General features: G+C 47.4%; 21 protein-coding genes. All 21 read left to right on the top strand.

The window, feature by feature from the left end:
• The first annotated feature begins 13 nt into the window (after positions 1–13).
• The 21 genes from VV089_RS16860 to VV089_RS16760 all read left to right on the top strand — a co-directional run bounded on the left by VV089_RS16860 (position 14) and on the right by VV089_RS16760 (position 26,131).
• Positions 14–979: a site-specific integrase gene (locus VV089_RS16860; protein ID WP_334336698.1), complete on the top strand. Its 966-nt coding sequence runs from the start codon at positions 14–16 to the stop codon at positions 977–979.
• Between the two features lies 1 nt (position 980).
• Entirely contained in the window at positions 981–2,264 is a 1,284-nt protein-coding gene (locus VV089_RS16855; protein ID WP_334336697.1) for a site-specific integrase, read from the top strand.
• Between the two features lie 353 nt (positions 2,265–2,617).
• The gene (uvrB, locus tag VV089_RS16850) at positions 2,618–4,600 is read left to right on the top strand and encodes an excinuclease ABC subunit UvrB (RefSeq protein ID WP_334336695.1); all 1,983 of its coding nucleotides are present in this window, start codon (positions 2,618–2,620) and stop codon (positions 4,598–4,600) included.
• 175 nt (positions 4,601–4,775) lie between these two features.
• Complete coding sequence (gene uvrA / locus VV089_RS16845) at positions 4,776–7,610, top strand: excinuclease ABC subunit UvrA (protein ID WP_334336694.1); 2,835 nt, start codon at positions 4,776–4,778, stop codon at positions 7,608–7,610.
• Positions 7,611–7,798: 188 nt separating this feature from the next.
• Positions 7,799–8,710 (top strand): UDP-N-acetylmuramate dehydrogenase, encoded by a 912-nt coding sequence (gene murB, locus VV089_RS16840; protein WP_334336693.1) that lies wholly within the window; start codon positions 7,799–7,801, stop codon positions 8,708–8,710.
• Between the two features lie 451 nt (positions 8,711–9,161).
• On the top strand, positions 9,162–10,040 hold the full coding sequence (gene rapZ, locus VV089_RS16835) for an RNase adapter RapZ (RefSeq protein ID WP_334336692.1): 879 nt from the start codon (positions 9,162–9,164) through the stop codon (positions 10,038–10,040).
• A 24-nt stretch (positions 10,041–10,064) separates the two neighbouring features.
• Complete coding sequence (gene whiA, locus VV089_RS16830; RefSeq protein ID WP_172543211.1) at positions 10,065–10,964, top strand: DNA-binding protein WhiA; 900 nt, start codon at positions 10,065–10,067, stop codon at positions 10,962–10,964.
• Positions 10,961–11,215 carry an HPr family phosphocarrier protein gene (locus tag VV089_RS16825; protein ID WP_160562755.1) on the top strand — a complete coding sequence of 85 codons (255 nt, stop codon included), beginning with the start codon at positions 10,961–10,963 and terminating at the stop codon, positions 11,213–11,215. The genes whiA and VV089_RS16825 overlap by 4 nt, the downstream gene beginning before the upstream one ends.
• A gap of 197 nt (positions 11,216–11,412) precedes the next feature.
• On the top strand, positions 11,413–12,183 hold the full coding sequence (locus VV089_RS16820) for a class I SAM-dependent DNA methyltransferase (protein ID WP_172543222.1): 771 nt from the start codon (positions 11,413–11,415) through the stop codon (positions 12,181–12,183).
• Positions 12,184–12,220: 37 nt separating this feature from the next.
• On the top strand, positions 12,221–13,102 hold the full coding sequence (gene hslO, locus VV089_RS16815) for an Hsp33 family molecular chaperone HslO (protein WP_334336691.1): 882 nt from the start codon (positions 12,221–12,223) through the stop codon (positions 13,100–13,102).
• A gap of 68 nt (positions 13,103–13,170) precedes the next feature.
• Positions 13,171–15,096 (top strand): NAD(+) synthase, encoded by a 1,926-nt coding sequence (locus VV089_RS16810; protein ID WP_334336690.1) that lies wholly within the window; start codon positions 13,171–13,173, stop codon positions 15,094–15,096.
• An 85-nt stretch (positions 15,097–15,181) separates the two neighbouring features.
• Positions 15,182–16,066, top strand: coding sequence for a DegV family protein (locus VV089_RS16805; protein WP_334336689.1), 885 nt, complete (start codon positions 15,182–15,184; stop codon positions 16,064–16,066).
• Positions 16,067–16,117: 51 nt separating this feature from the next.
• Complete coding sequence (locus tag VV089_RS16800) at positions 16,118–17,347, top strand: AAA-like domain-containing protein (protein ID WP_334336688.1); 1,230 nt, start codon at positions 16,118–16,120, stop codon at positions 17,345–17,347.
• Between the two features lie 171 nt (positions 17,348–17,518).
• Positions 17,519–18,223, top strand: a complete 705-nt coding sequence (locus VV089_RS16795; protein ID WP_334336687.1) for a response regulator transcription factor — start codon at positions 17,519–17,521, stop codon at positions 18,221–18,223.
• 2 nt (positions 18,224–18,225) lie between these two features.
• The gene (locus VV089_RS16790; RefSeq protein WP_334336686.1) at positions 18,226–20,865 is read left to right on the top strand and encodes a sensor histidine kinase; all 2,640 of its coding nucleotides are present in this window, start codon (positions 18,226–18,228) and stop codon (positions 20,863–20,865) included.
• Positions 20,866–21,199: 334 nt separating this feature from the next.
• Positions 21,200–23,485, top strand: a complete 2,286-nt coding sequence (locus VV089_RS16785; RefSeq protein ID WP_334336685.1) for a hydratase — start codon at positions 21,200–21,202, stop codon at positions 23,483–23,485.
• A 103-nt stretch (positions 23,486–23,588) separates the two neighbouring features.
• Positions 23,589–23,819 carry a hypothetical protein gene (locus VV089_RS16780; protein ID WP_334336684.1) on the top strand — a complete coding sequence of 77 codons (231 nt, stop codon included), beginning with the start codon at positions 23,589–23,591 and terminating at the stop codon, positions 23,817–23,819.
• 57 nt (positions 23,820–23,876) lie between these two features.
• On the top strand, positions 23,877–24,224 hold the full coding sequence (locus VV089_RS16775; protein WP_334336683.1) for a hypothetical protein: 348 nt from the start codon (positions 23,877–23,879) through the stop codon (positions 24,222–24,224).
• A gap of 205 nt (positions 24,225–24,429) precedes the next feature.
• The gene (locus VV089_RS16770; RefSeq protein WP_334336682.1) at positions 24,430–24,804 is read left to right on the top strand and encodes a helix-turn-helix domain-containing protein; all 375 of its coding nucleotides are present in this window, start codon (positions 24,430–24,432) and stop codon (positions 24,802–24,804) included.
• Between the two features lie 4 nt (positions 24,805–24,808).
• Complete coding sequence (locus VV089_RS16765; RefSeq protein WP_334336681.1) at positions 24,809–25,648, top strand: ImmA/IrrE family metallo-endopeptidase; 840 nt, start codon at positions 24,809–24,811, stop codon at positions 25,646–25,648.
• A gap of 72 nt (positions 25,649–25,720) precedes the next feature.
• Entirely contained in the window at positions 25,721–26,131 is a 411-nt protein-coding gene (locus tag VV089_RS16760) for a hypothetical protein (protein WP_334336680.1), read from the top strand.
• Positions 26,132–26,330: the final 199 nt, after the last annotated feature.

Genomic DNA, 26,330 nt, shown 5'->3' with positions numbered 1-26,330 from the left:
TGAGATAGATACCATGAATTTGCAAAAACAGGTTTATGACGCTGATGACATTCAAAAGCTATTGGGTATTGGCAGAAGCAAGGCATACGCCTTATGTGACTTGATTATCCCAAACATTGATTATGATATAAAGATGAGGTTTGTCAGCGTGGAATACCTGGACGGACTTCTGGAGAGGACATCAAAGGCTTGTGTTTCGGCAGGAAACAAGGGGCGGGAAATTTTGAATCTTGCCATGAAAGAGGCAGTCATAGAGGGCTATATCAATGTGAATCCCGTGCCGGAAACAAAGCCATATAAAAGAAAGAAACCCAATATCGTGATTCTCAGCAGGGAGAAAATAAAAATACTCCTTCAGGCGGCTTCAAAGGATAACTGGTATCTGGAAATTCTGTTGGGACTGTTTTGCGGACTGCGGAAAGGCGAAATCTATGGGCTGAAATTTTCCGACTTTGATTTAGAACGCCGTAGTGTGAAAATCAGCAGACAGATTGTTGCAAACCCTATTATAAAAGAGGGGAGCAGGATTGAAGAAAATATTTTAATCAAACGTGATCCCAAAACGCCCAACAGTTTCCGGGTACTGCGTGTACCGGAGGTCATTATTACAGAGCTGGAGAAAAGAAAATGTCTGATAGATATGTATAAAGAAAAAATGCAGGAGGCTTTTATTGATAACGATTATATCAGTTGTCAGGCAAATGGAAAGGTACATAGCCTGTCCGCCATGAACAATGCTTTGACAAAGCTGTGTGTGCGGAATGGGCTTCCTGCCGTAACCGTGCATGGGCTCCGCCATATGTTTGCCACCATTTTGGTGGAGCAGGGTGTTCCTCTTGTGAAAATATCAGGGTTGTTGGGACACAGTTCTGTCAATACAACCTTTGAATATTATTGCGACGTCATGGATGAGAAAGAAAAGATTATTGCCTTTATGAATGACTCTTTTATTCCAGAAGGCAGGGAAGGGACAGGATAACATGGAATTTGATTTGAAATTACAGCAGTTTGTGGACTGGAAGGTATATAACGTCACGCCGATCAAGAATAAGTTTGGCTATCGTGTGGTGCTGATTTATGCGGACGGGACAAAAATACCACAGCAGAAATCCGGATTTGCGACAAAGAAAGCGGCGAACACGGACAGGGACAAGACGCTGGGCGAATTATATTCAGGCACATATGTGGTATATACCAGCGTAAAAGTGAGAGACTTTATGCTGTTCTGGCTTGAAAAAGAAATGCGCCCACGCATTACAAGCGGCTCCTATGAAACCTATTCCAATATCGTGAATAACCATGTGATTCCAGCGATGGGCAACATCAGAATGACAGAAATCAAACGGAGCCATATCCAGAGCCTTTATTATGAAGAAGCGGCGGCTTCCGTTTCTATCGCAAGATTGGTAAAAACGGTGATGAATACGTCCATGCAGTATGCTGTGAATAAGAAAATCATTTCCATAAATCCGACGATTGATGTAGCACTACCAAAGCAGGTAGAGAAAAAAGCCTATCACACCCGGAACATTGATACACAAAAGACGCTGAATATGGAGCAGGTTTTAACGCTCATTGAAGCGAGCAGGAAAACGCCAATCCATATGCAGGTACTTTTTGCAGTGCTGTTGGGATTGAGGCGGTGTGAAATCAATGGGGTAAAATATTCGGATATAGATTATATCAACCGGACATTGAAAGTGCAGCGGCAGTTAGGCAAGAAGCCGAACACGACTGCCGGGGATTTCCCGGCTAAGACGTTTACAAAGCAGGAAATCGGATTGAAAACGCCGTCCAGCTACCGAACCATCCCCATACCGGATTATGTGTTTGAAGCCATTCTGGAAGAAAGAAAAGTGTATGAGAAGAACCGCAGAAGGCGGTCAGGCACATTTCAGGATTTGGATTATATCTGCTGTTCCACTTATGGACGTCCGAGAAGCAAGGATTTTCACTGGAGGCATTATAAGAAGCTGTTGGAGGACAATGGACTGCCCGATATAAGATGGCATGATCTGCGAAGCACCTTTTGCACTATCTTATTAAAGAATAATTTTAATCCCAAAGCGGTATCACAGCTCATGGGACATGCGAAAGAAATTATCACCATAGATGTTTATGGAGACACTGCCGAAATCATTGAGGACTGCTTAGACGATCTCCAGCCGTTTATTGATGAAGTAATCCCAAAGGAAGAATGTGAAAGCGGTACTGATTTTTCAGAAGATAATTATATAGAACAAATCAGTGAATTTCTTGCATGAAAATAAGATACTGGCATAATCAAATCGCATGAAAAAAGTACAGAACAAAAGTTCGATTTTGGTCTGTACTTTTTTTGACTTATATGTTATAATGAAAAACCAAATGACTGGATAATACTATCTGTACTGGTTGGTGTTATTCAGTGTTGTTTCGTTTCAAAAATACGGTTTTCCTAAAGGATACTGCGTAATGTGACCTGCATTCGTGTAATTGCTATTTTAACGCTTATTCGCCAGCTTTGCAAGCCCATTTTACACGAATCGAAAATCAAATTACACGAATTTCGGGCGAATAGGCAAACTTTTTTCGGTCACATTACGAAGTATCCCTTGCGGAAATTGGAGGTTTTCATATGCCAGAGTTCAAATTACAAGCCCCCTACAAGCCCACAGGCGACCAGCCCCAGGCCATCGCAGAGCTGGTCAAAGGCTTCAAGGAGGGCAATCAATTCCAGACTTTACTAGGGGTTACGGGTTCCGGCAAGACATTTACGATGGCGAATGTCATTCAGGAATTGCAGAAGCCGACGCTGGTTATCGCCCACAACAAGACGCTTGCGGCGCAGCTTTACGGAGAATTCAAGGAGATGTTCCCTGAGAATGCAGTAGAGTATTTTGTCTCCTACTACGACTACTACCAACCCGAAGCCTACGTCCCTTCCAGCGACACCTACATCGCCAAGGACTCCTCCGTCAACGACGAAATAGACAAGCTGCGCCTTTCCGCTACGGCAGCGCTGATAGAGAGGCGGGACGTAATCATCGTATCCTCCGTCTCCTGCATCTACGGCCTGGGCGAGCCGGAGAATTTTGAGAAAATGATGGTATCCCTCCGTCCGGGTATGCTAAAAGATCGGGACGAGGTCCTGCGCCAGCTTGTAGACATTCAGTATGACCGAAACGACATGGACTTCAAACGGGGAACCTTCCGGGTAAGAGGGGATGTTCTGGAGATCATACCAGCCAGTGAGATGGAGACCGCCTTCCGCGTGGAATTTTTCGGAGACGAGATTGACCGCATCTCAGAGATTGACGTACTAACCGGAGAGATCAAAGGCTCACGTGAGCACGTAGCAATCTTCCCCGCTTCTCACTACGTTGTTCCGGCAGAGCAGATCCGCAGAGCCGCCAAGGATATTGAGGAAGAGCTTGAGGAGCGCATCCGCTACTTCAAAGGAGAAGACAAGCTCCTAGAGGCACAGCGTATCTCCGAGCGCACCAACTTTGACATTGAGATGCTCAAAGAAACCGGCTTCTGCTCCGGTATTGAGAACTATTCCCGCCATCTGTCGGGCCTGGCGCCGGGCGTGCCTCCAAGCACACTGATAGACTATTTTCCGGACGATTATTTGATCATCATTGATGAGTCCCACAAGACCGTTCCCCAGATTCGGGGCATGCACGCAGGAGATCAGTCCAGAAAATCAACCCTGGTAGACTACGGCTTCCGCCTGCCCTCAGCCAAGGACAACCGGCCCTTGAATTTTGGAGAGTTTGAAAGTAAAATAGATCAAATGCTCTTTGTGTCCGCCACCCCTGGAATCTATGAGGAGGAACACGAGCTTCTCCGCACAGAACAGATTATACGCCCCACAGGCCTTCTGGATCCCAAGATCGAGGTACGCCCCGTGGAAGGACAGATTGATGATCTGGTAGGCGAGGTAAACAAAGAGACGTCTGCCGGGCATAAGATACTGATTACCACACTGACAAAGCGGATGGCCGAGGACTTGACCGATTATATGCGCGAGCTTGGTATCCGCGTAAAATACCTTCACTCCGATATTGATACTCTGGAGCGAACCCAGATTATCCGCGATATGCGTCTGGATGTCTTTGACGTACTGGTTGGAATCAACCTTCTCCGTGAGGGCTTGGACATCCCGGAAATCACGCTGGTGGCGATTCTGGATGCGGACAAGGAAGGCTTCCTGCGTTCGGAGGTTTCGCTGATTCAGACCATCGGACGTGCAGCCCGGAATTCCGAAGGCCGTGTTATCATGTACGCAGATACTATTACCGACTCCATGCGTCTTGCTATTGAAGAGACAGAGCGCCGCCGTGAGATCCAGGAAAAGTACAATCAGGAGCACGGGATTACGCCCCAGACCATCCAAAAGTCTGTCCGGGATCTGATCAGCATTTCCAAGGAAATTGCACAGAAGGATCTGCAGTTCGAAAAAGATCCGGAGTCCATGAGCAAAAAGGAGCTGGAAAAGCTGGTGGCGGATATCGAGAAGAAGATGAAGAAGGCTGCCGCAGAGCTGGATTTCGAGACGGCGGCAGAGCTGCGTGACCGCATGATAGAACTGAAAAAGCAGATTCACGATATATGACTATAAAAAGGACATTCTTCTGCAATTGCAGCTATAAAAAGGGATATTTATATATTGGCCGGAAACCGGATATATAAGCTGCCAGGCAGCTTTCCGTGATTTCAAAAAACAGAGTATCAGAAAACAAAAGATAAGTCATACTGAACTATATACAAGAAAATAAAAGAGGAGCAATATGAAAAATTACATTCGCATTCGAGGAGCAAACGAGCATAACCTGCATGATTTAAGCATCGATATTCCCAGAGAGGAATTCGTGGTGCTGACGGGCTTAAGCGGTTCGGGAAAATCCTCCCTGGCCTTTGACACCATTTACGCTGAGGGACAGCGCCGGTACATGGAATCCCTCTCGTCTTACGCCAGACAGTTTCTGGGGCAGATGGAAAAACCTGATGTGGAAAGCATCGAGGGATTGTCCCCGGCTATTTCCATTGATCAGAAGTCCACAAACCGTAACCCACGTTCCACTGTGGGAACCGTAACAGAGATTTACGATTATTTCCGTCTGCTGTTTGCAAGGGTGGGAATCCCCCATTGCCCCAAATGCGGCAAGGAAATTAAAAAGCAGAGCGTGGATCAGATGGTGGATCAGATTATGGCGCTTCCGGAACGGACTCGCATTCAGCTTCTTGCCCCGGTGGTCAAGGGACGTAAGGGTGAGCATGTAAAGGTTCTGGAGCAGGCCCGGAAAAGCGGCTTTGTCCGTGTGAGGATTGACGGAAATCTCTATGAGCTTTCGGAGGAAATCAAGCTGGATAAGAACATCAAGCATCTCATCGAGATTGTGGTGGACCGTCTGATTGTGAAGGAGGGGATTGAGCGCCGCCTGTCCGATTCTATTGAGACGGTAATGAACCTTTCGGAGGGCCTTCTGGTGGTGGATGTGGCAGACGGGGAGGTCTTGACCTTCAGCTCAAGCTACGCCTGCCCGGACTGTGGTATCAGCATGGAGGAGGTAGAGCCGAGAAGCTTTTCCTTCAACAATCCTTTCGGCGCCTGCCCGGACTGCTCCGGCCTGGGCTATAAGATGGAATTTGACGAGGATCTGATGATACCGGACAAATCTCTGAGCATTGCCGAGGGAGCCATCGCAGTTACCGGATGGCAGTCCTGTACAGAGCCATCCAGCTTTACCTATGCTATATTAAAGGGCTTGACAGAGGAGTACCATTTTGACCTGAATACCCCCTATGAGAATCTGGATCCGAAGGTTCAGCAGGTGCTTATACATGGAATGGGCGGAAAGCATATGAAGGTTCATTACAAAGGACAGCGCGGCGAGGGGGTCTATGATGTAACCTTTGAGGGACTTGTGAAAAATGTGGAGCGCCGCTACCGGGAGACTGGTTCGGAGATTATGCGCCAGGAGTATGAGAGCTTTATGCGCATCACTCCCTGCAAGAGCTGCGGAGGACAGAGGCTTAAGAAAACCTTTCTGGCCGTGACGGTTGCAGACCGGAATATTTATGAGCTGACAGCCATGTCCATCTTAAAGCTCCATGAGTTTTTGCAGAATCTCAAGCTGACACCTCATCAGGAGCTTATCGGTGCGCAGATTTTAAAAGAGATCCGGGCACGAATCGGTTTTCTTATTGACGTGGGACTGGAATATCTGACCCTTGCAAGAGCTACCGGAAGCCTTTCCGGAGGCGAGGCGCAGCGGATTCGTCTGGCTACCCAGATTGGTTCCGGCCTGGTGGGCGTGGCTTATATTCTGGACGAGCCAAGCATAGGCCTTCACCAACGGGACAATGACAAACTGCTGGCAACATTAAAGCGTCTTAGGGATCTGGGAAATACCCTGGTGGTGGTGGAGCACGATGAGGATACCATGTTTGCGGCGGATTACATTGTGGATATCGGCCCGGGAGCCGGGGAGCACGGTGGAAAAGTGGTGGCAGCCGGAACGGCGGAGGAGATCATGGCCTGTCAGGAATCCATTACAGGAGCTTACTTAAGCGGCCGGCTTCAGATTCCGGTGCCCCAAAAGCGGCGCACTCCCACGGGCTGGCTTACCATAAAGGGCGCGCAGGAAAATAATCTGAAAAAGATTGACGTGGAGATTCCCCTTGGAATTATGACCTGCGTCACCGGCGTGTCCGGATCGGGAAAAAGCTCTCTGGTAAATGAGATTTTGTATAAAACCCTGGCGAAAAAGCTGAATCGGGCCAGAACCATTCCAGGCAGGAATAAAGGTATTCTTGGAGTGGAGCAGCTTGACAAGGTGATTGCCATTGACCAGTCCCCCATCGGGCGGACTCCCAGATCCAATCCGGCCACCTATACGGGAGTCTTTGACCAGATTCGGGATCTGTTTGCGGCCACGGCAGATGCCAAGAGCAAGGGATACAAGAAGGGACGTTTCAGCTTCAATGTGAAGGGCGGCCGCTGTGAGGCCTGCTCCGGGGACGGAATTATTAAGATTGAGATGCATTTCCTTCCGGATGTGTATGTGCCCTGCGAGGTATGCCAGGGAAAACGGTATAACCGGGAAACATTGGATGTCAGGTATAAAGGAAAGAATATTTTCGACGTGCTGGACATGACGGTGGAGGAGGCCTTAAGCTTCTTTGAGCATGTGCCTTCCATTAAGCGGAAGATAGAGACGCTCTATGACGTGGGCCTGTCTTATATTAAGCTGGGGCAGCCTTCCACTACGCTTTCCGGAGGCGAGGCGCAGCGGATTAAGCTGGCAACGGAGCTGAGCCGCCGGAGCACAGGAAAAACCATTTACATTTTGGATGAGCCTACCACGGGTCTGCACTTTGCGGATGTGCATAAACTGACGGAGATCCTGCAGCGCCTGGCAGAGGGCGGAAATACGGTTGTGGTGATTGAGCACAACCTGGATGTGATTAAGACTGCGGATTATATCATTGATATGGGGCCCGAAGGAGGAGACCGGGGCGGAACCGTGATTGCGACAGGAACGCCGGAGGAAGTGGCAGAACAGCCGATTTCCTACACGGGACAGTATCTAAGAAAGTCTTTAAAGAAAGAGAAAAAATAAAGAAAAGGATACTGTTCACTCCGTGACCAGTAACAAGAAAAGGGCGGCTGGACGTCAGAGCATCGGAAAGGGGTTGTACTTTCCGATGTTTTGGCATATACTTAGATTAATATATCGAAGATTTTTGTGTACATTCCAGGCAGGGACAGCTCGTGTACATAAGAATGAGTTGAAAGCAGGAGTGCCGTATGAAGCAGGAGTTTTATGAAAGATTACGAGAGATCCTTGGGGAAGAGGGCCAGGTACAGATAGATGAGCCTTTGAAAAAACATACCACCTTCCGGATAGGAGGCCCGGCAAAGTACTTCTGCCTTCCAAGGACGCCTGAGCAGCTTTCCGGGATCATAGCCGCCTGCCGTACATTTGGAGAGAGCTGCTATATTCTTGGAAACGGAAGCAACGTATTAGCCAGCGATCGCGGCTATGACGGCGTTGTCATTCAACTGTTTCAGAATTGGAACGAAATACGTATAGAAGGGAAGACTCTGTATGCCAGATCCGGCGCCTTGCTGGTGAAGGCCGCCCATCTGGCGGCGAAGGAAGGCCTGACGGGACTTGAGTTTGCCTCAGGCATCCCCGGAACTTTGGGCGGCGCCCTTGTGATGAACGCGGGAGCCTATGGCGGCGAGATGAAGGACGTGGTGAGGGAGGCTCTTATCTTAAAGGAAGACGGAGAGCAGATAAGGCTTTCAAAGGAAGAACTGGATCTGGGATACCGGACGAGCAGTGTGGCCAGGGAGCATTATATCGTTCTGGAGGCCGTACTGGATCTGGAACAGGGAGACAAGAAGGCCATCGAGGCCAGGATGCAGGAGCTTAAGGAGATGCGGACGGGAAAGCAGCCGCTGGAATACGCAAGCGCCGGCAGCACCTTCAAGCGGCCGGAAGGATACTTCGCGGGAAAGCTTATTATGGACGCAGGCCTTCGAGGCTTCCGGATTGGAGATGCCCAGGTGTCAGAGAAGCATTGCGGCTTTGTGATCAACAGAGGCGAAGCCACTGCCCAGGATGTGCTGGAGCTGGTTTCCCATGTTCAGCAGGAGGTCCGGCGGCAGTTCGGCGTGAACCTGGAGCTGGAAGTGAAATTGCTGGGATTTTAGATGATACAGCTTTAATGCCGTCGCGCAGCGGCTTTAAAACAGTAATATCCTTCACAATGCACAAATCGATTTACAGACACATGTTTTTTTGTGGCTGGAAATTGATTTCATACCCGTGTATTGTGAAGGATATTACGGAACTGGAATAAGACTGGAATAGTCCAGCAAAGAAATGTCAAGTATTTATTAAAAATAATTTCTGCTGGACGGTAAAGTCGCAAAGGCGCACGAGAGGAACTTCTATGAGTGCCCTTTCGAATAAAAGTTTCTCTCATTACAGGTGTGTCGAAGCGACTTTACCCTTTAGTGCTGTCGCGCAGCGACTTTAAAACAGTAATATCCTTCACAATGCACAAATCGATTTACAGACACATGCCTTTTGTGGCTGGAAATTGATTTCATACCCGTGTATTGTGAAGGATATTACGGAACTGGAATAGGAGGACAAAAGGTGCGTTTTGTAATTGTTACGGGAATGTCCGGAGCAGGAAGGGGAACCTCCCTTCGGATGCTGGAGGATGCCGGCTATTTTTGCGTAGATAATCTTCCGATCCCGCTGATGGGAAAGTTTTCCGAGCTCGTCTATTCCGGAACCAGTGAAATCACAAAGGTTGCCCTGGGCATCGATGTGCGGAACGGACAGGCGTTAAGCGATCTGCAGCGTTCTTTGGAGGAGCTAGCCATAGCCGGCTACACCTGCGAGATCCTGTTTCTGGATGCGGCCGACCATGTCTTGATAAAACGCTACAAAGAAACACGAAGAAATCATCCTCTTGCAGGAGACGGGCGCATCATGGAGGGAATTGAAAAAGAGCGTGAGCGTCTCACCTTTTTAAAAAAGCAGGCGGATTACATTATAGACACCAGCAGCCTTCTTACAAGAGAGCTTCGGGTAGAATTGGACAAAATATTCGTACAAAATAGAGAATTCAGAAATCTTGTCATTTCCGTCCTGTCCTTTGGATTCAAATTCGGAATCCCCAATGATGCGGATCTGGTATTTGACGTGCGCTTCCTGCCGAATCCTTATTATTATGAGGATCTCCGCAGGCTGACCGGAAACGATAAGGAGATACAGGATTTTGTCATGGGCTTTGAGGCGGCTCACCGTTTTCTGGATAAACTGGAGGACATGGTACGCTTCCTTCTTCCCAACTATGTACAGGAGGGAAAGAACCAGCTTGTCATCGCCGTGGGCTGTACGGGAGGAAAGCACCGCTCCGTGACCCTGGCCAACCGGCTTTACGAGCGTCTTGAGGAAAATGGGGATTATGTAGTGCGGTGCGAACACCGGGATATTGAAAAAGATGCCATTGTAAAAGCCCATTAAGCAGTGAACAATATGAGGTGACAAATGTCTTTTTCCAGTGAAATTAAGGAAGAGCTGTCCAGGCAGATCCCCGGGGCAAGGCATTGCCAGCTGGCGGAAATTGCGGCAATCTTAGGATTCTGCGGCCGTGTAACAGAAGAAGGGGACACCCCTTTTGGGCTCCGGATGCATACGGAAAATCTGGCAGTTGCAAGAAAGTACTTTACATTGTTGAAAAAAACCTTTAATATAAGACTGGACGTATCAGCCAGGCAGAATAAGAGCCTTAAGGGAGGACACAGCTTTGAGGTTGTTTCTTATGGGGATATCTCTGCTGCGAAGCATGTGCTGATTCAGAATCTTTGCTGTAAGCGCGCATACATCCGCGGGGCGTTTCTGGCCTCGGGTTCGGTGAGCGATCCTGAGAAGGGATATCACTTTGAGATTGCCTGTAACAGTCTTGAGAAGGCAGAGCAGCTCTGCAATATGATTGGGAGCTTTGACATTGAGGCTAAAGTGACCAGGCGCAAGAAGAACCAGATCGTATACATCAAAGAGGGTGCACAGATTGTAGATGCTCTCAATGTCATGGAGGCTCATGTAGCCCTTATGAATTTTGAAAATATCCGGATACTTAAGGATATGCGCAACTCTGTGAACAGGCAGGTGAACTGTGAGACTGCCAACTTGAACAAGACCGTTTCTGCAGCGGTAAAGCAGATTGAAGATATACAATATATTAAAGCAACAATCGGGTTTGACCAGCTTCCCGAAGGGTTAACCGAGATAGCGGTGCTTCGCCTGGAACAGCCGGAGGCCACATTGAAGGAATTAGGACAGATGCTGTCCCCTTCTGTGGGGAAATCGGGTGTTAACCACAGGCTGAGGAAACTGAGTCTCATTGCAGAGGAGCTAAGGGAGCACAAGGAGGAAAGGTTATTATGATTAAGCAGGAAATCACGATTCAGATTCCAAACGGCCTGGAAGCGAGACCGGTGGCTCTGCTGGTACAGGTGGCAAGCCAGTATGGCAGTGAGATTTACGTGGAAAGTGATAACAAGAAGGTAAATGCCAAAAGCATTATGGGTATGATGACCCTTGGACTTTACGCAGGAGAGACGGTGACCGTCTCAGCCAGCGGCGAGGACGAGGAAGAGGCCATGGCTAATATAGAGAAGTTTTTGAGCAGTAAGTAAAAGGGTGCGGAATAGTTACTGGCCGCGGAATGGACAGTAACGGGGAATAGACAGTCTCTCATTTCGGGTGGAGGCTGTCTTGTTTTTTGAAAAAAAATTTGATATGATAAAAACGATTGGGATAATTGTTCATAGAGTGAGCAATAACCCATTGGGCGAGGGAGAAAAAGAAGCACATGAGCAGCAAGAGAATCGTTGTGGATGAATATGCCGGCTTTGCAGCCGTTTACGATTTGTTCATGGACAATGTTCCTTATGAAACATGGCGTGACCGCATTGCAGAGCTGTTAAAAGAATACGGGGTGAAGGACGGCCTGGTACTAGACCTGGGCTGCGGAACCGGAACCATGACGGAGCTTCTTGCAGAGGCCGGCTATGATATGATAGGTGTGGATTCCTCAGAAGAAATGCTGGAGCTGGCTGTGGAAAAGCGTGCAGCTTCCGGCCGCGATATTTTATATCTTCTTCAGGATATGCGGGAATTTGAGCTTTACGGCACGGTAAGGGCGGTGGTGAGCGTCTGCGATTCCGTCAATTACATTACGGAGGAAGCAGATCTATTGCAGGTACTGCGTCTGGTAAATAATTATCTGGACCCGGGAGGAATCTTCCTGTTTGATCTCAATACCGTTTATAAATACAAGATGCTCTTAGGGGAGAATACCATTGCGGAAAGCCGGGAAGAGGGAAGCTTTATCTGGGAAAACTATTATGACCCAGAGGAAATGCTGAATCAGTATGATTTAACGCTGTTTATCTGCCGGGAGGACGGGCTGTATGAGAAATATGAGGAAACGCATTTTCAACGGGCCTATTCCGAAGAGCAGATTCGAGATCTTGTGAAGGAGGCGGGCATGGAGCTTTTGCGGATCTGCGATGCCGATACAGGGCAGGAGCCGTCGGAAACGACGGAGAGAATTCATGTGATCGCGCGGGAGCATGGGAAAGGGACAGAAGGAAAACAGTAAAAATATATGCAAGGGAGATAGAAGGAGAAGCAAAGCAATGTCAGATTATATTGTAAGGGCAGCGGCGGCTGACAACCAGATCCGGGCCTTTGCCATAACCTCCCGGGAAATGGTGGAGAAGGCCAGGCAGATTCACAATACCAGCCCCGTAGCAACGGCGGCTCTGGGGCGTTCCTTAAGCGCAGGCGCTATGATGGGGTCTATGATGAAGGGGGAGCGGGATCTTCTGACCCTTCAGATCCGGGGAGACGGCCCCCTTGGCGGCATTACGGTGACTGCAGATTCCAGGGCTCAGGTAAAGGGCTACGTGAACGAGCCGGCAGTGCTGATCCCGGCCAATGAAAAAGGGAAGCTGGATGTGTCGGGAGCTATTGGAAACGGGATGCTTCAGGTGATACGCGATCTGGGCATGAAGGAGCCTTATGTGGGACAGACAGAGCTTCAGACCGGGGAGATTGCAGAGGACTTAACCTATTATTTTGCAACCTCTGAGCAGATTCCTTCCTCCGTGGGGCTTGGGGTTCTGCTGAACCGTGACAGCACCGTATGCCAGGCCGGAGGCTTTATAATTCAATTGATGCCTTATACGGAGGACAAGGTGATTGACGCTCTGGAGCAGCGTCTTGCCGGAGTCAGTTCTGTGACGGAGCTATTGAACCGGGGGCTGACGCCGGAGGGGATTCTGGAGGAGCTTTTAGGCGATCTGGGCCTTACCGTCAACGATACCATACCCACGGCCTTTTCCTGCAGCTGTTCCAAGGAACGTGTGGAAAAGGCTATCATCAGTATAGGAAGCAAAGAGATCCGGGAGATGATTCGGGACGGCAAGCCTATCGAAGTAAAATGCCATTTTTGCAATGAGGCGTACAGCTTCCAGATAGAAGAACTAAAGAAAATATTAGAGAAGGCAAAGCGTTAGGCTTTTGCGTATTGTAAGGGATATATTGCGGAACTGAAAACAGCAGCACTGGAACAGGAGATGAGCATATGAAGCATGGATTTGTAAAAACAGCGGCTGTCACACCGAAGATTCGTGTGGCCCAGCCGGAATTTAACGGAGCAGAGATCATTCGTCTTGCAAAGGAAGCAGCCGGAAACGGCGCAAAGCTGATTGTATTTCCGGAGCTTTGCATTACGGGCTACACCTGCGGAGATTTATTTTTGCAGGCGGCCCTTATCAGAAAGGCAAGGGAGACTTTATTTACCATAGCAGACGCTGTAAAGGAGCTGGATGCGCTGATATTCGTGGGCCTGCCCTGGGAGAAGCAGGGAAAGCTCTATAATGTGGCGGCTGTGCTGAACCGGGGCGAGATCCTGGGAATGGTGCCGAAAACAAATCTTCCCAATTACGGGGAATTCTATGAGCTGCGCCATTTTGCACCGGGAAACCGGGATGTGGAATATGTGTGGCTTGGCCGCGGAAACGAAGAGGAGGAGTATGTACTGTTCGGAACCGATATGGTATTTTCCTGTGGAGAGCTGCAGGAGCTCGTAGTCGCCGCAGAGATTTGTGAAGACCTGTGGGTTCCGGAGCCGCCAAGCGTGCGCCATGCATTGACAGGGGCAACGGTTATTGTGAACTGCTCTGCCAGTGACGAGACTGTGGGAAAGGATCGCTATCGGGAGGAATTGATTCGCAGCCAGTCTGCAAGGCTGGTATGCGGCTATGTGTACGCCAATGCAGGAGAGGGAGAGTCAACTCAGGATCTGGTCTTTGGGGGGCAGAATGTCATTGCAGAGAACGGAACCATTCTTAGCTGCTCGGAGCGTTTTCAGAACGGGATTACTTACGGCGATGTGGATGTATGCCGCCTTACCGCCGAGAGAAGAAGGATGAATACCTTTTCCGTGGAAAATAATGATGCTTATACGGAGGTGGGCTTCCATCTTTCAATGGAAGACACAAAACTGGATCGCCCCATTGATCCAAGCCCCTTTGTTCCGGCGGACAAGTCGGATCGGGATCGCCGCTGTGAGGAGATCCTTTCCATACAGGCTATGGGGCTTAAAAAGCGTCTGGAGCATACAGGCTGCTGGTCGGCTGTGGCAGGAATTTCCGGAGGCTTGGATTCCACTCTGGCGCTGCTTGTGACGGCCAGGGCCTTTGATCTTTTGTCCCTTCCCAGAGAGCAGATTATCGGCGTGACCATGCCCTGCTTCGGCACCACAGGCCGAACCTATGACAATGCCTGCAAGCTCACAAGGAAATTGGGAGCTACCCTGCGTGAGGTGGATATCCGGGAGTCGGTGAACGCTCACTTCTGGGATATCGGGCAGGATCCGGAAAATCACGATATTACCTATGAGAATGCCCAGGCCAGAGAGCGGACTCAGGTGCTCATGGGAATTGCCAATCAGACCGGCGGTCTTGTAGTGGGAACCGGCGATATGTCGGAGCTTGCCCTTGGATGGGCTACCTACAATGGGGATCATATGTCTATGTACGGGGTCAACAGCGGTGTGCCTAAGACGCTGGTGCGCCACCTGGTACGCTATTATGCGGATACCTGTAAGGATAAGGAGCTTTCCGAGGTGCTCCTGGATGTGTTGGACACGCCGGTGAGCCCGGAGCTGCTTCCGCCCAGGGACGGAAGTATTTCCCAAAAGACCGAGGATTTGGTGGGGCCTTATGAGCTCCATGATTTCTTCTTGTATTATGTGCTTCGGTTTGGATTCTCGCCCTCCAAGATTTATCGGATGGCAAGGCTGGCCTTTGCCGGCGTCTATGAGGACGGGGTTATTTTGAAATGGATCAAGACCTTTTACAAGCGGTTCTTTGCGCAGCAGTTCAAACGCTCCTGCCTTCCGGACGGCCCCAAGGTAGGAACCGCAGCCGTGTCGCCCAGAGGCGACCTGCGGATGCCCAGCGATGCCTGCAGTGATATCTGGCTGAAAGAATTAGAAGAACTATAACTATATAACGGAACTGGAATCAGTAACATCCAGCCAATTGAGGGTGTGTTGGGTGGATGTTACGGGACTAAAATGGAGAGCAAAAATGGCTTTTAAGATTATTACGGATTCAGCAACAGATCTGCCGAAAGAGATTATCGATGAATATCAGCTTCATGTGATCCCAACCCCTGTCACCATCAACGGAACGGATTATTTTGACGGAAAGACTATTTTCCCAAAGGATTTTTACCGCATCCAGTCAGAGGGAGCAGAAATCAAAACCTACCACATCAACCAGTATATGTTCCGGGAGAACTTTGAGCCTTATGCAAAAGCCGGGGACGAAGTGCTTTATCTGTGCTTTTCCACCGGAATTGCCGGAACCTTCAACGCAGCAAATCTGGCCCGGGAGGAGCTTCTGGAGGAATACCCGGATTTTAAAATTACTATCGTAGATTCCAAATGCGCCTCAATGGGCTTTGGCCTGGGCGTTATCAAGCTTTTGCGTATGCAGAAGAACGGAGCGTCCAAGGAGCTGATTACAGAGGCAGCCCGTTACTTTTTTGACAACATGGAACACATTGTAACCGTGGATACCCTGGAATATCTCTACAAGGGCGGCCGCTTAAGCAGAACCTCTGCCGTAGTGGGAGGCGTGCTTGATATTAAGCCTATTATCGAAGTCAACGACGAGGGGGCCTTGGTGGCCTTTGAGAAGGTAAGGGGACGCATGAAGTCCTTAAAGCGCTGCGTGGATCTGGCAGGCGAACGGGGCGTGGAGCTGGAAAAACAGGAGATTGCCGTAGTTCACGGAAACGATCCCGGCACCTGCGCCAAGGTAAAGGAGATGCTGACAGAGAAGTATCACTGTAAGAATATCATAGAATCCCAGGTCGGCTGCGCCATCGGCGCCCACACAGGCCCGGGAATCATCGGAATCGTGTTCTTAAGCGCCAGTGAGGAGAAGTATCGGGAATACCTGAAATAGATACCTTTAAAATCAGCTTGGGGATAGGCCGGGAAAAGGGATGGATGGAAATTGAGAAAGTATTTTAATGTTACAGGACTGTGTACGCCCGATAAACATTATATGGTGGATATCAGCCGGAAGCTGGTACAGATCCAGAGGCTGGTAGACAGAGGGTTTTATTTTACAATCAATCGTGCAAGACAGTATGGCAAGACAACCACCCTGGTAGCTCTGGAAAAGACATTGGCAGACAGATACCTGGTGATACGTCTGGACTTTCAGGTTCTTGGCAGCGCTTCTTTTCAGAATGAAAATACATTTTCGCTTGCCTTTGCATCCTGTTTTTTAAAAGCAGTCTGGATAGCAGATAAGGAATCAGCGGCAGACAGCACGGCCCTTGCAGAGCTTTGCAAAAGAGAAGGGGAGAGGGACTGCGGTTTGGATTTGCGCAGGCTGTTTCAGCTTTTGCAGAATTTCTGCGAGTCCCTGCAAAAACCGGTGGTTTTGATGATTGATGAGGTGGACAGTGCAGCAAACAACCAGGTCTTTTTGGATTTTCTGGCACAGCTCAGGTACTATTATCTGGAAAGGGCAGCACAAAATTCCGCAGCCTTCCATTCGGTTATTCTGGCAGGAGTCTATGATGTAAAAAATTTAAAGAGGAAGCTTCGGGGAGATGAAGAGCATAAGACAAACAGTCCCTGGAATATTGCCGCTGATTTTGATGTGGATATGAGCTTTGACGTGGATGATATTGCAGGTATGCTGCAAGCATATGAGTCTGACGTCCAGACCGGCATGGACATTGGAAAGATGGCGGCTCTGCTTTACGAATATACCTCCGGTTATCCTTTTCTGGTATCGCGCCTCTGCATGATGATGGATGAAAAGCTCGGAAAAGAGAGCGGATTTGCTTCGGAAAAAGAGGTGTGGACCAAAGAAGGATTTCTGGCCGCAGTACGCATGCTTTTGATGGAGAAAAATACGCTGTTTGAATCTCTTTTAGAGAAGATGGAGGCATATCCGTCCTTAAAGCAGATGCTGAGGGAGCTTTTATTCGCAGGGAAAGAGATTTCGTACAATGCATTAGATCCTTCCATTGCGCTGGCTTTGATGTTTGGATTTGTGAAAAAGCAGAACCATGCGGTGGTTCCGGCAAATCGAATTTTTGATACACTGCTTTATAATTTTTTCCTGTCACAGCAGGAAACCCAGGGGGAAGAGATTTCCCTTGCATCACAAAAGGATAAGAATCAGTTTGTCCTGGACGAGAAGACCTTGATTGAGGCTGTTGTATAATACAAGATATTTTTTTGGAAAAACAGATATAAAAGAGGAAGCCGGCTTATTTTGCTGACTTCCTTTTTGGGTTATCGCTGCTTCCATAACAAATTCTTAAGAATTCCCCTTCCAGAACTTAAAAAACCCTTGTTATAATCAAGAAGAATCGGTAAAATGGGAGCAGAGGTGATGAAGATGAATACAAATACCATTTTAGTATGCGACGATGATAAGGAAATTGTGGACGCCATAGAGATCTATTTATCCCAGGAGGGGTATCAGATCCTAAAGGCCTACGACGGCCTCCAGGCGGTGAGCATGATGGAGAAGCAAGAGATTCAGCTTCTTATCATTGATATTATGATGCCAAAGCTGGACGGGCTTCGGGCAACCTTGAAAATCCGGGAGAAGAGCAGCATTCCCATTATCATCCTGTCTGCCAAATCCGAGGACGCCGACAAGATTCTGGGCCTCAACATCGGAGCCGATGATTATGTAACAAAGCCTTTTAACCCCTTGGAGCTGGTGGCCCGTGTGAAATCCCAGCTCCGGCGCTACACCAAGCTTGGCAATGCGGCGGAGGAAAGCCAGAAGATCTATCAGACCGGCGGCCTGGTGATGAACGACGATTTGAAAGAGGTAACGGTGGACGGGGAGCCGGTGAAGCTGACCCCCATAGAATACAACATCCTGCTCCTTCTGGTGAAAAACCAGGGAAAGGTATTTTCCATCAATCAGATTTATGAAAGCATCTGGAATGAGGATGCCATCGGAGCGGATAATACGGTAGCGGTGCATATCCGCCACATCCGGGAAAAGATAGAGATCAATGCCAAGGAGCCCCGCTACTTGAAGGTGGTGTGGGGAATCGGCTATAAAGTGGAGAAGCTGTAGGAATGAAGCGATGGGAATATTCTAAGGGCTGGAAGGCCCTGGCCCTTATTTTGAATCAAGTCTGTGCGGTGGTGCTGGTGCTGTCCATAGCCGTCTGCATGGTATCTGTGGGAAACAACGGATTCCGTCTGTTCAAAGAAGATGATATCTTTGAGAATACATCCTATTTTCAGCGCGAGGCCCGGGAGCAGATTTTCCGGTGTGTCCGTGCTGCCAGCCGGGAGAGCCGGTTTGAGAAAAACGGTGTGTATGATGCGTCTCTGGTGCTGAATATCCAGGAATATGCGGATGAAAATCAGATTCTCCATACCAGACCCGAGGACGGAGGCCTCTGCTACAAGCTGACGGATCTGCTGAACTGGTCTTTGGATGGCTGCACATACAATACCCTTTTGAAAATTACTTATGACGACGGGAGAGTGGGCTATATATCCAAGAGCTCCAAGGATTATACAGAGCAGGCAATCTATGACGACGGTACGGCGGTAGCCTCCGTTTCCATTTCCTATGATGCGGCCCTGTCCTTTATAGAGGAATCTTTGGAGGAGGTTTCAGAGGCAGAGATGGAGGAGGCTTTTATACCGGAGGGAGGGATAGAGGAGCCTGATCTGTTCGGAGAAGGGATCTTCGGTCAGGCCGTGATTCAGGATGTAGAAGAAATCCAGGCGGTGGAGGAGCGCTATGCACCGGCGGAGTATACGGATATTATTTCCTATGCGGAGGCGCAGAAGCTGTCTACCCAGGAGCTGCAGGAAGTTTATGCATCCCTGGAGAATGTACTTAACAATATTTACAATGACTATTATTCCTATAAGGAAAATTTGGAGCTTTTTAGTCCAAGTATGACCAATATGCGCTATCTGGTGATTCCGGAGGATGTCACCAGAATAAGCAGGGAGGACTATGAGCAAAAGACTGTGACCAATATCAAAAGCTTTGGAAAAACAGAGCTTGTGGATCGCAGCAGCCTCTTGGAGTATATTCGGGAGCATGGGGACTATCTTATCTTCAACAGCTCGGATATGAGCTTTGAGGCAAGTCAGATGCCGGTTTCTTTAAGTGAAATCAGCAGCTATCTGAAGGAGTTCCCGATGTCTGTGGAGGGAAATTATACGCTGGCTATTGCCATTGACCCAAGCTATGTGGCAAGCGATAATCTTCAGATGTATAAGAAGCAGTACGAGGAGATCCAGCCTATCAGCCGTATGTCTGTGTATGGAGTGATTCTGGGCGGTATTCTGTACCTTTTGACCCTGGTCTATCTGACCCTGGCTGCTGGACGGGGAACGGAGGAAGAGGATAGGAGCGTCACCCTTACCAGATTTGACCGGATTCGCACCGAAGGGGCTGCGCTGCTTCTGGTGATACCCGCATGGATGATTTTATTTGCAGGAGCTCTGCTGTATAACCGGGTAAATGGAATCGGAGAGGCAGGAGTATTTGGAGGAGTGATGACCTTTTCGCTGAATTTTTTATTTCTCTGCGGATATTTAAGCCTGGTGCGGCGCATTAAAACGAGAACCCTTTGGAATAACAGTGTGCTTTACGCTGTATTGAAGCATTGTTACCGGGTGGCGGGCGGCTGGAAGGTAACGACTAAGGTAATTCTTTCTTATGGAATATTCCTGCTGGCAAATGTCTTTCTTCTTTTCTTTGGCAGCTTTGGAATTATGCTCATTATGATTTTTGATTTTGGGACGGGACTGATTCTGCTGCGGCAGGCGCGGCAGCGCAAGCAGATATTAGATGGAATCCGGAAGATCTCCGAGGGGGATCTGAATTACCAGATTCCCATGGAAAAGCTGTCAGGCGACAGTCTGCTTATGGCGGAGGCTGTAAACCGCATTGGCGAGGGTCTTTCTACGGCGGTGGAGCAGAGTGTGAAGGATGAACGTCTGAAGACGGATTTGATTACCAACGTGTCCCATGATATTAAGACGCCGCTGACCTCCATTATCAACTACGTGGATTTGCTGAAACGGGAGGATATTCAGAATGAGAGGGCAAGGAATTACATTGCCATTCTGGAGGATAAGTCCCAGCGCCTGAAGCATCTGACGGACGATCTGGTGGAGGCTTCTAAGATAAGCTCCGGAAATGTGAAGCTGGAGCTTGTGAGGATTAATTTCCAGGAGCTTATCAATCAGACTAACGGGGAGTTCAGCGAGAAGTTCGAGGAGCGTGAGCTGCAGCTTGTGGTAAATATGCCCAAGGAGCCGGTGATCATCGAGGCAGACGGGCGCAGGCTCTGGCGGATTATTGAAAACCTGTACGGAAATGTGGCCAAGTATGCCATGCCCAGGACAAGGGTCTATGTTGAGCTGACTGTGGTGGGGCATATGGTACGGTTCCATGTTAAAAATATTTCCGAGCAGCCCTTGAACATTGACGCAGGCGAGCTGACGGAGCGCTTTATCCGCGGAGATGTGGCCAGAAGCACCGAGGGCAGCGGTCTCGGACTGTCCATTACCAAGACCTTGACGGAGCTGCAGAAAGGAAGCTTTGATATTTATCTGGATGGGGATCTGTTTAAGGTGACGATTATATTTCCGGAGGCTCCCAGGCTGGAAACGGAAAAAGAGAGGCCGTCCAGAGAAAATTTTAACGAGCTGGAGCTTAAGGAGGAAATTCTCGCAGAATAAACTTGCAATCTTTGTCGGTGCTATTTATAATAAATTTAGCGTTGCCGGACAAGGCGTACTGCCCTTGGCCGGCAATTTAATGAAAATAAACGAGATTACGGGACTGGAAACAGTAATATCTCTTACCAGGCACAAATCAATTTACAGATGCATGTACCTGCGTCTGGAAATTGATTTCATACAAGTGCATTGGAAGAGATATTACGGAACTGGAAACAGTAATATTCCTTACAATGCACAAATCAATTTACAGACGCATGTATCTGCGTCTGGAAATTGATTTTATACGGGTGCATTGGAAGGAATATTACGGGACTGGAATAGGAGGAGAATCATGATTCAATTATTTGAAGGCGGAGCCTATGTGCTGAACGGAACAGAGATTATCCCAGACAGCAAGGATGCAGTGAGCGTTCTGGAAAGCAGGCTTGGCGAGGCGCCCTCCAAGGAAGAGGCCAAAAAGCAGACAATTGCTTATGGAATTCTGGAGGCACACAATACATCCGGCAATATGGAAAAACTGGAGATTAAGTTTGACAAGCTTACCTCCCACGACATCACTTTTGTAGGCATCATTCAGACGGCCCGGGCATCAGGCTTGGAGCGTTTTCCCATCCCTTATGTGCTGACCAACTGCCACAACAGCCTCTGCGCCGTAGGCGGAACCATCAATGAGGACGACCATATGTACGGCCTGACCTGTGCGAAAAAGTACGGCGGCATCTATGTGCCCCCTCATCAGGCAGTAATCCATCAGTATGCCCGTGAAATGCTTGCGGCAGGCGGAAAAATGATTCTTGGCTCTGACAGCCATACCCGTTACGGAGCTCTGGGAACGATGGCAATGGGAGAGGGCGGCCCGGAGCTGGTGAAGCAGCTTCTTAATAAAACCTACGATATTCCCATGCCTGGAGTTGTAGGCGTATACCTCACCGGCGAGCCTCAGAAGGGCGTCGGCCCCCAGGACGTGGCTTTGGCGATTATCGGAGCCGTATTTGAAAAGGGGTATGTAAACAATAAGGTTATGGAATTTATCGGCGACGGCGTGGAGAATCTGAGCGCGGATTTCCGTATTGGCATTGATGTGATGACCACAGAGACCACCTGCCTGTCCTCTATCTGGAAAACGGATGATGTGATTAAGGAATTCTATGAGATCCACGGCAGAAGTGAGGATTATCGTGAATTGAATCCGGGCGGCGCCGCTTATTACGACGGAATGATTTATGTGGATCTGAGCGCAGTTAAACCGATGATTGCGATGCCTTTCCATCCGAGCAATACCTACACCATCGAGGAGGTAAAGGCCAATCTAAGCGATATTCTTCGTGATGTAGAGAAAAAGGCGCTGGTAAGCCTGGGAGACGCGGTAGATTTTTGCCTGACGGATAAGATCCGCAACGGGAAGCTCTATGTGGATCAGGGAATCATTGCCGGCTGCGCAGGCGGTGGGTTTGAAAATATCTGTGCGGCAGCCGATATTTTAAAGGGAGCAAGCATCGGACCGGACGAGTTTACCTTAAGCGTGTACCCGGCCAGTATGCCTGTTTATATGGAGCTGGTGAAAAACGGTGCGGCGGCAGCGTTGATGGAGACAGGCGCTGTTATGAAAACAGCCTTCTGCGGACCCTGCTTCGGCGCCGGCGACACGCCCTCCAACAACGGCTTTAGTATCCGCCACTCCACAAGAAACTTCCCCAACCGGGAGGGCTCCAAGCTTCAGAGCGGCCAGATTGCGTCCGTGGCGCTGATGGATGCACGTTCTATTGCAGCTACGGCGGCAAATAAGGGATACCTGACGGCGGCTACAGAGGTGGATGCGAAGTACACCAATCCCAGGTATTTCTTTGACAGTAAGATTTATGAGAACAGGGTATTTGACAGCAGGGGTGAGGCGGATCCGGATGTGGAGATTAAGTTTGGCCCCAACATCAAGGACTGGCCGGCCATGTCTGCTTTGCCGGAACATATGATTTTGAAGGTGGTTTCGGAGATTCACGATCCGGTTACAACTACGGATGAGCTGATTCCTTCCGGAGAGACTTCTTCCTATCGTTCGAACCCTCTGGGACTTGCGGAGTTTACCTTGTCCAGGAAGGATCCGGCTTATGTAGGAAAAGCCAAGGAGATCCAGGCGGCTCAGAAGGCTGTTGAGGCCGGTGAGTGTCCTGCAGAGGCAGTTCCGGAGCTGAAAGGAATTTTTAATGCTTTGAATCCCTGGTATCCGGGCGTGGATAAGACCAACCTGGGAGTGGGAAGCACAATTTTTGCCGTGAAGCCGGGAGACGGTTCGGCCAGAGAGCAGGCGGCTTCCTGCCAGAAGGTACTGGGAGGATGGGCGAATATTGCCAATTCCTATGCCACCAAGCGTTATCGTTCCAACCTTATTAACTGGGGTATGCTGCCCTTCTTGATTGACGAGGGCGAGCTGCCCTTTACAAAAGGCGATTTCCTGTTTATCCCTGAGATGCGCAAGGCCATTGAGGAAAACAGAAGTGAAGTGAAGGCTTACGTGAATGGAGAGCAGGACAGAGAGGTGACGCTTCGCCTGGGCGCTTTGACGGATGATGAGCGTGAGATTATTTTGAAAGGCTGTCTGATTAATTACTATAGAGGATAGTGGTTCGTATATAAAAATGGGGCTGCCGTACCGGATGAGAGAATTGCCGGGGCGGCAGCCTTAGTATTTTACAAATGAATATACGAAAGAAATATTATATGATTTGGAAAAAGTAATGAGCTTGCATATAGAAGAAACAAGGATTGAAAAAGCAATACGAGAGAAAGATAAAAATAGTCAAAATAATTTGTTCTTCTTAAAGGAAAATGGACAATTCATATGTGTTGATTGTAATGATAATGATTGGATTTTTCCGCTAGTTATAAATGTATATGGTAAAGAAAATACTTTGTTACATAATATAGAAGAGGTTTATGGTATAGAATTACTATAATATACCCTATGGGTATCCATTAATACATGCCCCTTCGGGGCTGGTGGAGGTATAGATATGGAAAATGGGTTTTCTTATGAAGGCAATTTATTTAAAATCGGGGAGAAGCTCAAGGAATTTGCATATTTGATTAGAGATGCCAAATTATGTAAAGATAAGATTATTGTGTTACTTGAAATTCCATTTGAAGATGATGAAATTAATAATTTATATGCGATTAACGAAAAATGTGAAATTATATGGAGAGTAGAAGATTTGAAAACAATGTTTAAAAATCAAGTGCTATTGCCATATGAGCAAATGGTTATAGAAGATAAAGTAGCTATCGTTTCGGATTTTTATGGTAGAAGGTATTATATAAATTGTGATGATGGGAAAATAATGAAAAGAGATATTGCGAAGTAAAAGAGATCATGATATAAGGGAAAATTGGATTTGAGGATTTAACAATCTGGTTCTGTATATAATAAATAATTTATCTCCAAAATAAAAACAAAAATTAAAGAATACGGAATAGAAGTCAAGAAAATATTGACTAGTGGTTGTGCTCTACATATAATAATAGTGTGAAATAGGTTATTATCGTTAATTTTACTTGGAGGTATTTGTGATGGTAAACATGAATGAGATTATCAGTAACAATATTATGAATATTATGAAGCAAAATAACAAGAAGCAGATTGAACTTGCTGGACATCTCGGTGTATCTAAGCAGATTATAAGTAAAATGCTTAGTGGCTCCAGAATGATCAATGCGGTTGAACTGCAAAAAATAGCAGAGTTTCTGGATGTTACGATGGAAAGCCTGGTAAAGGTTTCGCAGACGCTTCCGGAAACCAATACAGTGAAGGCTTTTATGGGAAGAGTGGAATCTCAGGAAGCAAAGGAGGGACTTGCAATTGCGGATGAGATTGCAAATCTGATTTGCTTCTATGCTCGTACTTATGAAAATGTAGAAGAAATGATGCAGCCATGGGAGGCATAAGTCTATGTGTAAGGTTTTGGACAACAGCCTTTATATAAAGGAACGAAAAAAATATTTAAAGATAAGCCAATGTGTGACAAGCTTTAATGCTCTCTATAATAAGAATAACATTATTCAGGACGATATTTTTTGTGTGTTGGAAAATTATGCAGCCCGACACGATATGCCATTAGAATTGCTTAGATATCCAATAGGGGATGCAGAATTGTGTGCTTGCACATTTATAAGGCAGGGACGGATGTTTGTAATGATTAATTCTGCGATTCCTTTGTCAAAACAAATATTTGCTGCAGCGCATGAGCTATACCATATCTATTGTTATTGTGAAGAGAAAGATTTTGCATTATTACAGTTTGGTTCCATTCTTGAATCAGGTGTTATCGAGGATGAAGCAAAAGAACTTGAGGATATGGAAGCAAATGCTTTTGCTGCGCTTTTATTGGCTCCTAGGGATCGCCTTGAAGAACAGTCGGATGTTTATAATTTATCCTACAAAGAGGTTTCTGTTCAGTTAATTCTAAAAATAATGGATATTTTTGCAATTTCATATAAAGCAGCAGTACTCAGACTTTTTGAAGAGGAAAAGATTGATAAAAAAACTGCGAGGAATCTTTTGCAGATTGACCGTGATGAAATAAATAAGCAGATGGAAGTGACTGGAAAAGCTGTAAGATGGCAAGAAATTCCAAGAAATCTCATTCGGTTTGGCAGCTTATTAGAAAAAATGTATGATCTTGAACAACGAGAAAGAGTACGGGATGAACGTCTGAATAGCGACAAGGCCAGATTGAAAGAGATTGAAAAAATGTTAGGAAAACCAGCGAGGCAGCGCCGATGGAGATAGACAAAAATACGCCTTGCTGGATACTGATTTTTATATAAAGCACATTTGGCAAGGAATACAGAAAACCATACATTGGCTGAATTTGTTTTTGATTTTAACGATTACGAATTTTACTGCCATGAAATGATAAAAGAAGAACTGACAAGACATAGAATCAATCCGGATCCCAATCCGTGGTTTCAAGAAAAAATCAAAACCGGAAGAATAAAACTGTATTCTGACAGAGATATTGTGAATGAGCTGAATAAAATATATGGGACAGCAGCGACACTCATATATATTTCCTTACTCAAGATTAGCTGTGATACTTTTCATGCTGGATTTTTTGAAGAATACTATGGAGCTTTAGACTGTATTGAAAATGTAACGGATATTGAGTGTTTTCTTACAACAATAAAAGAGTGTGATGAAAAGATACCACATCAAAATGGCTTAGGAGAAAAGAAAACCTATGTTTTAGTTCAGATGATGGAGATACTTTAAAATAAGCAGGTCTATGTATTCTGTTCCGATGATTTTAAAGCAAGACAAAGTATTTCTAGCTTAACAAAACCAATTAATTGTATGAGCATCCTGGGTGTGTTCTATAAGTTGATGAAAATGGGACATGATAAAGCTGAAATGCAGGAATACTATAATCGTCTATCAGCTTTTTTGAAAAACCAGACGGATTATAGAGTTT

Source organism: Candidatus Merdisoma sp. JLR.KK011, assembly GCF_036941125.1.
Lineage (GTDB): Bacteria > Bacillota > Clostridia > Lachnospirales > Lachnospiraceae > Laedolimicola.
This window is presented reverse-complemented; position numbering and strand designations above follow the sequence as displayed.

Bases quoted from the DNA above. Each gene is read 5' to 3' on its own strand.
- VV089_RS16805 (WP_334336689.1), top strand. From the start codon at position 15,182: ATGGCTTTTAAGATTATTACGGATTCAGCAACAGATCTGCCGAAAGAG.
- VV089_RS16795 (WP_334336687.1), top strand. From the start codon at position 17,519: ATGAAGATGAATACAAATACCATTTTAGTATGCGACGATGATAAGGAA.
- uvrA (WP_334336694.1), top strand. From the start codon at position 4,776: ATGAAAAATTACATTCGCATTCGAGGAGCAAACGAGCATAACCTGCAT.
- VV089_RS16785 (WP_334336685.1), top strand. From the start codon at position 21,200: ATGATTCAATTATTTGAAGGCGGAGCCTATGTGCTGAACGGAACAGAG.
- VV089_RS16825 (WP_160562755.1), top strand. From the start codon at position 10,961: ATGATTAAGCAGGAAATCACGATTCAGATTCCAAACGGCCTGGAAGCG.
- VV089_RS16855 (WP_334336697.1), top strand. From the start codon at position 981: ATGGAATTTGATTTGAAATTACAGCAGTTTGTGGACTGGAAGGTATAT.
- uvrB (WP_334336695.1), top strand. From the start codon at position 2,618: ATGCCAGAGTTCAAATTACAAGCCCCCTACAAGCCCACAGGCGACCAG.
- VV089_RS16770 (WP_334336682.1), top strand. From the start codon at position 24,430: ATGGTAAACATGAATGAGATTATCAGTAACAATATTATGAATATTATG.
- whiA (WP_172543211.1), top strand. From the start codon at position 10,065: ATGTCTTTTTCCAGTGAAATTAAGGAAGAGCTGTCCAGGCAGATCCCC.
- VV089_RS16790 (WP_334336686.1), top strand. From the start codon at position 18,226: ATGAAGCGATGGGAATATTCTAAGGGCTGGAAGGCCCTGGCCCTTATT.
- VV089_RS16810 (WP_334336690.1), top strand. From the start codon at position 13,171: ATGAAGCATGGATTTGTAAAAACAGCGGCTGTCACACCGAAGATTCGT.
- VV089_RS16860 (WP_334336698.1), top strand. From the start codon at position 14: ATGAATTTGCAAAAACAGGTTTATGACGCTGATGACATTCAAAAGCTA.
- VV089_RS16765 (WP_334336681.1), top strand. From the start codon at position 24,809: ATGTGTAAGGTTTTGGACAACAGCCTTTATATAAAGGAACGAAAAAAA.
- murB (WP_334336693.1), top strand. From the start codon at position 7,799: ATGAAGCAGGAGTTTTATGAAAGATTACGAGAGATCCTTGGGGAAGAG.
- VV089_RS16775 (WP_334336683.1), top strand. From the start codon at position 23,877: ATGGAAAATGGGTTTTCTTATGAAGGCAATTTATTTAAAATCGGGGAG.
- hslO (WP_334336691.1), top strand. From the start codon at position 12,221: ATGTCAGATTATATTGTAAGGGCAGCGGCGGCTGACAACCAGATCCGG.